The sequence below is a fragment of the Kocuria kalidii genome, assembly GCF_044462225.1.
Classification (GTDB): domain Bacteria; phylum Actinomycetota; class Actinomycetes; order Actinomycetales; family Micrococcaceae; genus Kocuria; species Kocuria kalidii.
Window position 1 is genome coordinate 71,260 of the sequence record NZ_JBISWJ010000079.1, and the last position, 10,730, is coordinate 81,989.

Annotated in this window: 11 protein-coding genes; 8 read left to right on the top strand and 3 right to left on the bottom strand. The window is 73.8% G+C overall.

The features are described 5' to 3' along the window. The first annotated feature begins 25 nt into the window (after window positions 1–25). The 6 genes from ACH9D3_RS12370 to ACH9D3_RS12395 all read left to right on the top strand — a co-directional run bounded on the left by ACH9D3_RS12370 (window position 26) and on the right by ACH9D3_RS12395 (window position 4,228). Window positions 26–973, top strand: a complete 948-nt coding sequence (locus ACH9D3_RS12370) for a phosphotransferase (RefSeq protein WP_396411163.1) — start codon at window positions 26–28, stop codon at window positions 971–973. 28 nt (window positions 974–1,001) lie between these two features. Beyond that, a complete protein-coding gene (gene nagB / locus ACH9D3_RS12375; RefSeq protein ID WP_396411164.1) occupies window positions 1,002–1,802 on the top strand; it encodes a glucosamine-6-phosphate deaminase in 801 nt (266 codons plus the stop codon). Between the two features lie 175 nt (window positions 1,803–1,977). Next, window positions 1,978–2,487 carry an excalibur calcium-binding domain-containing protein gene (locus ACH9D3_RS12380; protein WP_396399251.1) on the top strand — a complete coding sequence of 170 codons (510 nt, stop codon included), beginning with the start codon at window positions 1,978–1,980 and terminating at the stop codon, window positions 2,485–2,487. A gap of 28 nt (window positions 2,488–2,515) precedes the next feature. Continuing rightward, window positions 2,516–3,196 carry a class F sortase gene (locus ACH9D3_RS12385; RefSeq protein WP_396411165.1) on the top strand — a complete coding sequence of 227 codons (681 nt, stop codon included), beginning with the start codon at window positions 2,516–2,518 and terminating at the stop codon, window positions 3,194–3,196. 41 nt (window positions 3,197–3,237) lie between these two features. Next, window positions 3,238–3,429 carry a hypothetical protein gene (locus ACH9D3_RS12390; protein WP_396411166.1) on the top strand — a complete coding sequence of 64 codons (192 nt, stop codon included), beginning with the start codon at window positions 3,238–3,240 and terminating at the stop codon, window positions 3,427–3,429. A 238-nt stretch (window positions 3,430–3,667) separates the two neighbouring features. Further along, a complete protein-coding gene (locus tag ACH9D3_RS12395) occupies window positions 3,668–4,228 on the top strand; it encodes a hypothetical protein (protein ID WP_396411167.1) in 561 nt (186 codons plus the stop codon). 136 nt (window positions 4,229–4,364) lie between these two features. Here the strand turns inward: ACH9D3_RS12395 and ACH9D3_RS12400 are convergent, their stop codons facing one another. The 3 genes from ACH9D3_RS12400 to ACH9D3_RS12410 form a co-directional block, all read right to left on the bottom strand. Next, window positions 4,365–5,588, bottom strand: a complete 1,224-nt coding sequence (locus ACH9D3_RS12400; RefSeq protein ID WP_396411168.1) for an FG-GAP-like repeat-containing protein — start codon at window positions 5,586–5,588, stop codon at window positions 4,365–4,367. Window positions 5,589–5,899: 311 nt separating this feature from the next. Continuing rightward, the gene (locus tag ACH9D3_RS12405; protein ID WP_396411169.1) at window positions 5,900–7,105 is read right to left on the bottom strand and encodes an MFS transporter; all 1,206 of its coding nucleotides are present in this window, start codon (window positions 7,103–7,105) and stop codon (window positions 5,900–5,902) included. A gap of 202 nt (window positions 7,106–7,307) precedes the next feature. Beyond that, window positions 7,308–8,846, bottom strand: coding sequence for a GntT/GntP/DsdX family permease (locus tag ACH9D3_RS12410; protein WP_396411170.1), 1,539 nt, complete (start codon window positions 8,844–8,846; stop codon window positions 7,308–7,310). A 189-nt stretch (window positions 8,847–9,035) separates the two neighbouring features. On the opposite strand from ACH9D3_RS12410, the gene ACH9D3_RS12415 reads away from it, so the two are divergent. Both ACH9D3_RS12415 and ACH9D3_RS12420 read left to right on the top strand, forming a co-directional pair. Next, window positions 9,036–9,836: an FCD domain-containing protein gene (locus ACH9D3_RS12415; RefSeq protein ID WP_396411171.1), complete on the top strand. Its 801-nt coding sequence runs from the start codon at window positions 9,036–9,038 to the stop codon at window positions 9,834–9,836. Between the two features lies 1 nt (window position 9,837). Continuing rightward, window positions 9,838–10,614 carry an SDR family NAD(P)-dependent oxidoreductase gene (locus ACH9D3_RS12420; protein WP_396399244.1) on the top strand — a complete coding sequence of 259 codons (777 nt, stop codon included), beginning with the start codon at window positions 9,838–9,840 and terminating at the stop codon, window positions 10,612–10,614. Window positions 10,615–10,730 lie beyond the last annotated feature (116 nt).

Below are 10,730 nucleotides of genomic sequence, written 5' to 3' on the forward strand. Positions count from 1 at the left end.
GTCGTGCCCGGGAGGACAGCCGACGATGCCCGAGGTCGAGGTGCAGCCCACGGTGGCCCAGGTGCGCCGCCTGCTCGAGGAGCAGCTGCCGCAGAAGCTCCGCGTGCTGCTGGAGCAGCCGCTGACGCCGGCGGCGCAGGGCTGGGACAACGCGCTGTTCCGGCTCGGTCCGGCCCACGCGGTGCGCCTGCCGGTGCGCCGCGCCGCCGTGCGGTGCCTGCTCCACGAGGAGCGGTGGACGGCCGTGGCCGGCGCGCCGCTGGCCGCCCTGGGGATCGCCGTGCCCCGGCCGGTGTTCCGCGGCCGGCCCGGCGCCGGGTATCCCTGGCCCTGGACGGTGGTCCGGTGGGTCGAGGGCGAGGCCGTCGCCACACTGCCGGTCGCCCGCCGGGGGCGTCTCGCGCAGGACCTGGCGGGGGCGCTGACCGCGGTGCACCGGCCGGCGCCGGAGGACGCACCGCGCAATCCCCACCGGGGCGTGCCGCTCGCCGGGCGGCTCCGCACCGCCCCGGTGCCCTGGCCCGCCACGGAGGCCGCCCTCGGGACGCGGCACGCCGAGCGGCTCCGGACCGTCGTCGACGACGGACTGCGCGCCGCCCCGTGGCCACGGTCGCCGGTCTGGCTGCACGGCGATCCGCATCCCTGGAACCTCGTGCACCGGGACGGGCGGCTGGCGGGTCTCATCGACTTCGGGGACGTCTGCGCCGGGGACCCCGCCTCCGACCTCTCGTGCGCCTGGCTGGCCCTCGACGCGGACCAGCGCGCCGCCTTCCGCGCGATCGTCGACGCCACGGGGCACTACGACGACGACGTGTGGCGCCGGGCCGCCGCGTGGGCCGCCCTGTACGTGACGGCGCTGGTGGCCCACTCCGGGGCCGGCCCGGACTTCGGCGCCGTGGTCCGGCACGCGGTCGCCCAGCTGGCTCCGGCCGGCCGGCCCCTGGATCCCCGCTCGCCGGTCCGAGGAGAATGAGTCCTCCAGCCCAGGGGAGGAGCGCCGGATGGACGTCGTCGTCGTGCCGACCGCCGTGGACGTCGCCACCTACGCGGCAGACCTGGTCGCCGCCCGGATCGCGGCGGAACCCGGCATGGTGCTGGGCGTGGCCACCGGGTCGTCGCCGGTCGGGATCTACCGCGAACTGGCCCGGCGGCGGACGGAGGGCACGCTCGAGCTGAGCCACCTCACGTGCTTCGCCCTCGACGAGTACGTCGGCCTCGCACCCGGTCACCCGCGCAGCTACGCCGCCTACCTGGACCGGGAGATCGCCCGTCCGTGGGGCCTGGCGTCCTCGCGGGTCCGGGTGCCGGAGGCCTCCCGCCCGGACCTGGAGGCGGCCGCCGCGGAGTACGAGCAGGAGATCGCCGCGGCCGGCGGCATCGACCTCCAGATCCTGGGGATCGGCACCAACGGCCACATCGGCTTCAACGAACCGATCTCGTCGCTGTCCTCCCGCACCCGCGTCGCCGCCCTGACCGCACAGACGCGCACGGACAACGCGCGCTTCTTCGACGGGCCCGACGACGTGCCCACCCGCTGCCTCACCCAGGGACTGGGCACCATCCTCGAGGCACGCCAGGTGGTCCTGGTCGCGCAGGGGGAGCGCAAGGCGGCGGCCGTCGCCGCCGCCGTGGAGGGTCCGGTGGCCGCCCGGTGCCCGGCGTCGGTGCTGCAGTTCCATCCCCGGACCGTGCTGGTCCTCGACGAGGCCGCCGCGAGCGGGCTGACGTCCGGGACCTGGCTCCGCCCTGTCCCGGGCCGGGGGGATGGTGGGGGACCGAGAGGCTCCGCGCCCGCGTCATGAATCGCGCACGATGCGTCTCGATGCACCCGGTCAGAGTGCGAATGCCCCGTTTCCGGCGGAGATCGGACGGATCTCGCCACGCCCGGGACGACATCACGATTTGACACGTGACGTTGCAGTCGGGAACTGCTTACGATGCGGATGCAAACCAGCACTCCCAGAATCGAGGGACACCATGAAGAACAGTGCAGCGGGCGTGGCAGTGGCGGCGGCGATCGGGCTCACGGCCCTGGCTGCGGCACCCGCGACGGCCGCACCGGGCGATCCGATGGTCTTCACCGACTGCACCACGGCCAACCAGTACGGCGTCTACAACATCCCCGTCGGCTCGGTCAGCTACAGCACGAGCCTCGTCGACGACGACGGGGACGGCATCGTGTGCGAGAGCACCGAGTGGACCTACGATCCCACCCGCATCCCGGTGGAGAACGAATCGGGTGGGTACACCCACACGATCGTCGACTGGATCCCCGGCGCCGGCCCCGGACCCGACGCCCAGCCCGGCCAGGTGCCCGGCGTCGACCCGTACACCCAGGTGGGCGAGGTGCCGGTGGGCGGTGCCGACACCGGTGCCGTCGTGCCGGAGGACTCCGCGGCGGGCGGCCTCGTCCTCGCCGGCGGCCTGGCCCTGGTCACCGCGGGTGCCGCGGTGACGGTGCGCCGGCGCAGCGCCGGCCGGGCGTAGACCGCACCGACCGGAGGAGCCGATCCCCGTGACGGATCCGACCGCCGACCGCCGCAGGGGCCGTCTGGTCCCTGCGGCGGTCGTCCTCCTGCTGCTCAGCGGCTGCGCGGGGGAGGCCCCCGCGCAGCCAGCGGCCCCGTCGTCGTCGACGGCGTCCGCCCCGACCTCGTCCCCGCCCTCTCCGACGGCGGCTCCCGCGACGACGGCTCCCGAGCCCCCTGTCGCACCGGCGCCGGAGGCCCTGCCGCCGGTGCTGGGGGAGTCCGCGCCCGTGTCCGTGCGCATTCCCGCCGCGGGGTCGTCCTCCGCGCTGCTGCACCTGGGCCTGCGCCCGGACGGGTCCCTCGAGGTGCCGCCGACCCATCCCGGCGCCCCGGCCTCCTGGTACACCGCCTCGCCCACGCCGGGAGAGCGGGGGCCGGCCGTCCTCCTGGGTCACGTCAACGCCACCGACGGCGGGCCCGGCGTCTTCGCGGGGCTGCGCGGCCTCGCTCCCGGCGACACCGTGGAGATCGCGCGGGCGGACGGCAGCACGGCGGTGTTCGTCGTCGACCGCGGGGAGCAGTACGCCAAGAACGCCTTCCCCACAGCGGCCGTCTACGGGGACACCCCGGGGGCGGAGCTGCGCCTGATCACGTGCGACGGCTACGACCCCGCCACCGGACTGTTCGACGACAATTACGTGGTCTACGCGAGGCTCGCGGCCTGACCCCGTTCGTCGACGAGAACACCGGCAACCCGCACGAGCTGATGGTCATCGGCAAGATCCTGATCGGCGCGATCGAGCAGGTCGACGCTCTCGTCATGGTGCTCGGCGCGGCGGTGGTCCTGGTCGACGCGACGACGACCAGGACGCGGCCCGCCGATACTGCAACCGGACCCGGATGGGCGACGCCGTGGTCTCCGGGGCGCCCAGCCGCTCGGAGCCGCCGGCGGAGCTGACCTGGGCGCTCATCCTGGGACTGTCCCGCCACCTGGTCCCCGAGCCGGACGCGATGCGCGCCGGGACCTGTGGCAGGAGACAGCGGGCACCGACCTGCACGGGGCCTCGCCGAGCGTGCCGAGGACGAGAGGGAGCGGGGACACGCCTCGGTCTCCAGACGGAGGTGCATTCGCACACCGCGGGGGAGGATGAGAGGGCGATTCCCGTTCCGTTCCCGTCCTTCCGGAGGAGATTCCCATGAGTGACCCGTATTCCGCGCACCCCGACGACGCCCGCGGCGGCCCGCCCCAGTACCAGGCCACGGGCGACCAGTACGGGGCCGGCCGGCCCGGTGCCGCCCCGCCGGAGGTCAAGCGGCTCCTGACCCTGACCCTCGTCTCGGCGGGGCTCTACCTCCTCAACGAGATCGTGGGGCTGGTCGTCACGAGCAGCGTGGACCTGACCGAGCGGTACCGGGAGATGGGGCTCTCCGCCGAGGAGATCGCGGTGGCCGAGCAGACCGGGGGCGTTGCGCTGATCTCCGGCATCGTGACGCTGGTCATCGCGCTGGGTCTCTACGCCCTGGTCTACGTGTTCCTCAAGAAGGGCAAGAACTGGGCCCGGGTGCTGGGCATCGTGCTGTCCATCCTCAGCGTGATCGGGACGCTGATCGGCGTCCTCGGCGCCCTGGCCTACGGCGGATCCGGCATCGTCCTGCTGGTCCTCGGGCTGCTGCTGGTCGTGGTCAACGTCCTGTGGCTCGTGACCGCGTTCAAGGCCCCGGTCAAGCACTGGTTCGCCTCGCACCGCACGGCCTGATCCGTCTCGGGGCCGTCCGGGGCCCGGCTGCTCCCACCGGTGCGCCGCCCGGCTCCCGGGGCCGGGCGGCGCAGCACCGCACCTGCAGGTGCCGCCGCGCGGACCCCGGGCTGCGGCGGCGGCACCCGCAGGGACGTCAGAGCATCTCGGTGATGGTGTTGGAGTAGCCGAAGCCGACGACCTCGGCGCGGCCGTCCCCGTTCACGTCGGCCAGCTCCCGCGGGTAGTACTCGACCCGCCAGCCCTGGTCCCAGCCGAACTCGCGCAGCCGGAGCGCCCCGTCGGTGAAACCGCCACCGGCCCGGCCGTAGGCCACGTAGGTGCCGGCGTTGCCGAAGCCGACGATGTCGGCGCGGCCGTCGCCGTTGGCGTCGGTCAGTCCCCGCGGGTGCATCCCGACCCGCCAGCCCTGGTCCCGGCCGAAGTTGCGCACGTCCAGGCTCGCGTCCGTGACGCTGTCGTCGGCCCGGCCGTAGGCCACGTAGGTGCCGGCGTTGCCGAAGCCGACGACGTCCTCGATCCCGTCGCCGTCGACGTCACCGAGCGCCCGCGGGTGCTGCTCGACCCGCCAGCCCTGCTGGTACCCGAAGTTCTCCACCTTCAGCTCGGCCGCGGACAGCGTGTTGTCGGCCCGGCCGTAGGCCACGTAGGTGCCGGCGCCGCCGAAGCCGACGACGTCCTCGATCCCGTCGCCGTCGACGTCACCGAGCACCCGCGGGTACTGGTCCTCGTTCCATCCCTGGTCGGTGCCGAAGGAGCTCAGCTCCAGCTGCGGCGCGGTGAAGCCGCCTCCGTCCTGGCCGTAGGAGACGTACGTGCCGGCGTTGCCGAAGCCCACGATGTCGGCTCTGCCGTCGCCGTTGAGGTCCCCGAGCGCCCGCAGGTGCTGGTCCTCGTCCCACCCCTGGTCGGTGCCGAAGGAGCTCAGCTCCAGCTCCGGCTGGGTGAAGCCGCCGTCGGCCCGGCCGTAGGAGACGTACGTTCCGGCGTTGCCGAAGCCGACGACGTCGGCTCTGCCGTCGCCGTTGACGTCGGCCAGCTCCCGCGGGTGCTCGCCCACCTGCCAGCCCTGCTGGACGCCGAAGCTGGTGAGCTCCCGTTCGGGTGCGCCGAACGTCCGGTCGTCCCGGCCCAGGGCCACGTAGGTGCCCTGGTTGCCGAAGCCGACGATGTCGTCGTTGCCGTCGCCGTCGACGTCGGCCAGTGCCCGCTCGTGCAGGTCGACCCGCCAGCCGTTGGTGTAGGTGAAATAGGGCTGGGCCGCGGCATGGGCGGCGGTGCCCGTGGCGGCGACGGTCCCGGTGGCGAGCGCCACCGCGGCGGCGCCGCCGACCAGTCGTGATGTCGTTGCGTGCTTCATCTCGGATTCCCCCATTGATGGATCGTCAATCGTGGAACGTCTCGGTCGGCACAGGTGGACGGTCGTCCGCGATATCACCCTTCTCGGTCGCTCTGGGTCGCTCTCGGTTTCTCTCGGTGGCGTCGGGGCCTCTCCCCGTCGCTCCCAGGTCCCGCCGGGTCGTCCGCGCAGCGTCCCCCAGTGTGCTGCAGGTCACGGTCGCACCGGTCCGTCCAGGCTAGGGGGACCGGTCGCCGGGCCGCCAGGGGATCCCGCTGGATTGCGTCGGGCGGCCCGGCCGTGCTCGGCGTCGGTGGTCGGTCCGGCCGTGCTCAGCCGCTCTGCCCGATGACGCGGTCGCGACCGGCGAAGAGGGCGACGACGCACAGCGCGACCATCAGCCCCGCCATGAGGAGCAGCGGCGGTTCCCACCGCCCTCCGGCGTCGTAGAGGGCACCGAAGACGGCCGGGGCGATCGCGGCCATGGCGTAGCCCACGGACTGGGCCATCCCGGACAGGGCCGCCGCCTGCCGGTGGTCTCCGGCGCGAAGGCTGAACAGGGACAGCGCGACGACGATGAGGCTGCCGCAGCCGATCGACCCGAGCACGATCCACAGCAGCGTCAGCTCCGGTGCGGCGGCCAGTCCCGCGAAGGTGACCAGCGCCAGTGCGCCGCCGGTGAAGGCCACGGGCCGTTGGTCGCCCACCCGGTGCATCAGCGCACCGGTGCCCAGGCTGGACCCCATCCCGATCAGCAGGAACAGGGCCATGTGGGTCCCGGCGGCGGTCGCCGAGACGCCGTGGCTGCGCTCGATGCTGGGCAGCCAGGCCATGAGCACGTAGAACGCCACCGACTGCAGGCCCATGAACAGGGTGACCTGCCACCCCAGGGCGGACCGCCACGGGGACCGGTAGGGACCCGGCGCCGGCACGGGGACGCCGGAGCCGGACGGCCCGCCCCGCAGCCCGGGGGCGAGCACCACCAGCGCCACGACGGCGAGCACCGCCCACACCCCCAGGGCGAGACGCCACCCGGCCGGACCGGCGTGGGCGATCGGGACCACGAGCGCCGATCCGGCCGCGGCCACCGCACCCTGGATCGACGTGTACACCCCCGTCACCTGGCTCACGCGCGCCGGGAACTCCCGCTTCACGAGCGAGGGCAGCAGCACGTTGAGGAACGCGATGCCGATGCCGACCACCGCGGTGCCCACCCACACGGCTCCCTCGATCGGTGCGGAGCGCCCCCCGATCCCGGCCGCGAGCAGCAGCAGCGACAGCCACAGGGCACGGTCCAGGCCCGTCCGGGCGGCCAGCGCGGGGGCCACGGGGGAGAACAGGGCGAACATGGCCAGCGGCAGTCCGGTCAGCAGCCCGGCCTGCCCCGCCGAGATGCCCAGGTCGCGGCTGATCTCCTCGAGCAGCGGGCCCACGGTCACGAAGCCCACCCGCAGGTTCACGGCGATCAGCACCACGCCGAGGAAGCCGAACCCGAGACGGGCGCGCCGGCCGGTGGCGGATGACGCGTTGGTGAGCACTGTGCAACCTCTCGGGACGCGGACGGAGGACCTCACGGGATCGCGCCCCGGGGTGGTCGCAGCGCTGCCCACCGCCCAGTGTGCCACCGGGGACCCGCTGCGCAACGGGGACGGTCGTGCTCCGGGCACGGGCACGGGCGGGGGCGGCGCACCGGGAGTGCGCCGCCCCCGCCCGTGCGGGAGCTCCGGGCCGGCCGCGGGATCAGCCGAGGATGAGGTTCAGGACGAACAGCAGCGGGATGGACCCCGCCCAGACCGCAGTGGTGATGCCGGACCAGCCGCGCAGCGCGTCCAGTCCCTGCAGGCCCGTGAAGCGGGTGACCACCCAGAAGTAGGAGTCGTTGAAGTAGCTGAAGCACATCGAGCCGGCGGTGCACGCGAGGACGGCGACCACGGGGTCGATGCCCAGGCTGCCCACGAGCGGGGCGGTCACGGAGGCCGCGGTGATCATCGCGACCGTGCCGGAGCCCTGGGCGATGCGCACGAGGGTGGCGATGAGGAACGGGACCAGGAAGGCCGGGAGCGGCGTCGCGGCCACGGCCTCGGCGAGGGCGTCGCCCACGCCGGAGCTGCGCAGCACCTGGCCGAACGCGCCGCCGGCGCCGGTGATCAGCAGGATCAGGCCGGCCGAGGCCGCGGCCTCGGCGAACCAGCCGTGCGCCTTGGTCCGCGGGCTCCACCGGGGCAGGAGCACGTAGAGGGCCAGGATCATCCCGATGACCAGGGCGACCACGGGGTTGCCGACGAAGGCGAAGGGCACCGCCCAGGCGGAGGGCTCGTACTCGTCCCCGCCGATCACGCCCTGGGTGTTCTGGTCGATCGCGCCGGTGACCGTGTTGGCGATGATCAGCACCAGGGGCACGAGCAGCGGCAGGGACGCGACGAACGCGCCGACCCGGTGGGGCTCGGCGCCCTCCGGCGGCCGGCCGAGATCCGCCGACGGGTCGGCGGCGGGGGGCTGCGCCGCCTCGGCGTCGAGGTCGTCCCGGGGGCCGTCGTCGAGGGCCGTGCCCGTGGCGTGGGCACCGCCGCCGCCGCCGCTGCCGCCGCTGCTGCCGACACTGCCGCCGACGCCGGCGGTCGCGACGGTGCCGTAGACGGCCTCGCGCACGTGCTCCTCCACCTTGGGCTCGAGGGTGGGGCCGATCCACCGGGCGTAGAAGACCACGATCGGCAGCAGGAGCACGGTGAACACCAGACCGGCGAGGATGACCGCGCCGAGGTCCGCGCCGAGGATGCCGGTCACGGCCAGCGGGCCGGGGGTGGGCGGGACGAGGTGGTGGGTGAGCGTCATTCCGCAGCCCAGCGCGAGGGCGAGCGTCACGTAGCCGGCCCGTTCGACGCGGGCGATCGAGCGGGCGAGCGGGTTCATGATCACGTAGCCGGAGTCGCAGAACACCGGGATGGACACCAGGGCGCCGACGCTGCCCAGGGCCCAGGGTTCCCGGCCCTTGCCGAAGGCGCGCAGGAAGGCGTGCGCCAGGGAGTTGGCGGCGCCGGAGACCTCGAGGATCTTCCCGATCCCGACGCCGAGGCCGATGACGATGCCGATCGAGGCGAGGGTGTTGCCGAAGCCGGTGGTGATGGCGTCGACGATCTCGAGCGGTGCCTGGCCGGCGACGGCGCCGGTCAGCAGGGCCGCGATGAGCAGCGCCACGAACGCGTCGAGCCGCGTGCGGAGCACCAGGACGATGATGGTGGCGATGCCCAGCACGAGGGCCAGGAGTAGTTGCAGATCCACGGTGATCGGCTCCTCGGTGAGGTGGGTCGGCCGGGCGGGGACGCCCGGCCGCGGCAATTGACGAGACCGGCGCTTCATGTGAGGCTAATCACACATATGACATCTGACAAGAGGTGGTGCGCGTCGTGACCACAGCAGTCGGAGGGCTCCCCGATCCCCCCGTGTGGGCCGTCCCGGAGGAGCGTGCCGATGGCTAGGAAGTCGCTGGTCGAGTCGGTCGCCGAGGAGCTGCTCGAGCGCATTCTCGAGGGCGAGGTGGGTCCGCACGAGGGGCTGCCCCCCGAGGCCGAGATCGCCCGGGTCTCCGGCGTCAGCCGGCTCACCGTCCGCGAGGCCCTCAAGGCGCTCCAGGCCCAGAACATCGTCTACGTGCGACGCGGGCTGGGGAGCTACGTGAACCCGCCCGACGCGTGGACGGGACTCGAGGCGATCCTGAAGGCGGCCTCCCGGGGCGCGACCTCCCACCAGGTGGCGCTGCGGCTGCTGGAGGTGCGGCGCATGGTCGAGACCGGCTCCGCGGAGCTGGCGGCCGTGCACGTCACCCCGGAGCACCTCGCCGCGATGGAGACCGCGGTGCGGGACCTCGAGGACGCGCACGATACGCAGGACCTGGACGGGGTGACCCGCGCCGACATGGCCTTCCACGACGCCGTCCTCCGGGGCTCGGGCAACCCGTTCGTCCCCGTCCTGCTGGCCCAGCTCTCCCAGCTGCTCTACGCCGAGCGCCGGGCGACCTCGGCGTTCCCCGAGGTCCAGCGGCACGCCCTCGAGCACCACCGGCTGGTCCTGGCGGCCATCCGCACCGGCGACCCCGAGGCGGCGCGCAAGGCCATGGAGGCCCACATCGACCAGACCTACGCCGACTACGCGCACTACATCGGCGGCGGGGCCGACCCCGGTCCCGGCGCCGGCCCGCTCCCCGGCCGAGCACCCGAGCCCGCACCCGAACTCCCACCCGAACCTGCACCCGACAGCACAGGAGATGACTGACATGACCGAGACCACCGTTTTCCCCGCCGAGCGGACCGCCGTGCTCACCGGCGCCGCCTCCGAGCGCGGCATCGGCCGCGCCACCGCCGACCTGCTCGCGAGCCAGGGCTGGCACGTCGCCATCCTCGACGTCGACGGTGACGCCGCCGCCGGGGCCGCGCAGGACATCGCGGGCCGGCACGGCGTGCAGGCCCTCGGGCTGCGCACGGACGTGTCCGACCAGGACTCCGTGAACGAGTCCGTGGCGCGGGTCGAGGCGGAGCTCCCGCCGATCGTGGCCCTCGTCAACCTCGCGGGCATCAGCTCGCCCACGGAGTTCATGCAGGAGACCCGGGAGGCGTGGGACCGGGTCTTCGCCATCAACATGACGGGCACGTTCATGGTCACCCAGCGCGTGCTGGCGGGCATGATCGAGCGCAAGGTCGGCCGAGTGGTCAGCGTCTCCTCGATCTCGGCCCAGCGCGGCGGCGGGACCTACTCCAAGGTGGCCTACAGCGCGTCCAAGGCCGCGATCATCGGCTTCACCCGGGCGGTGGCGCGCGAGATGGGCCAGCACGGGATCACCGTGAACTGCATCGCCCCCGGTCCCGTGGACACCGACATCATGGGCGGCACGCTGAGCGACGAGCGCAAGGCGGGCATGTCCGAGGACATCCTCGTCGGCCGGGTGGGCACCGTGCGGGACATGGCCGCGCTCCTCGCGTTCCTCGTCGGCCAGGACGCCGGATTCATCACCGCGGCGACGTACGACATCAACGGCGGACTGCAGATCTCCTAGGCGCCGGACGTCTTCCGGCCACACCGCGCTCCCTGGGTGCAGCAGCTGTCCCGGCCGCAGTGCTCCCCCGGCTGCAGTGCTCGCTCGGGGGTGGCGCGGAGGAAGCGCCGTGGCGG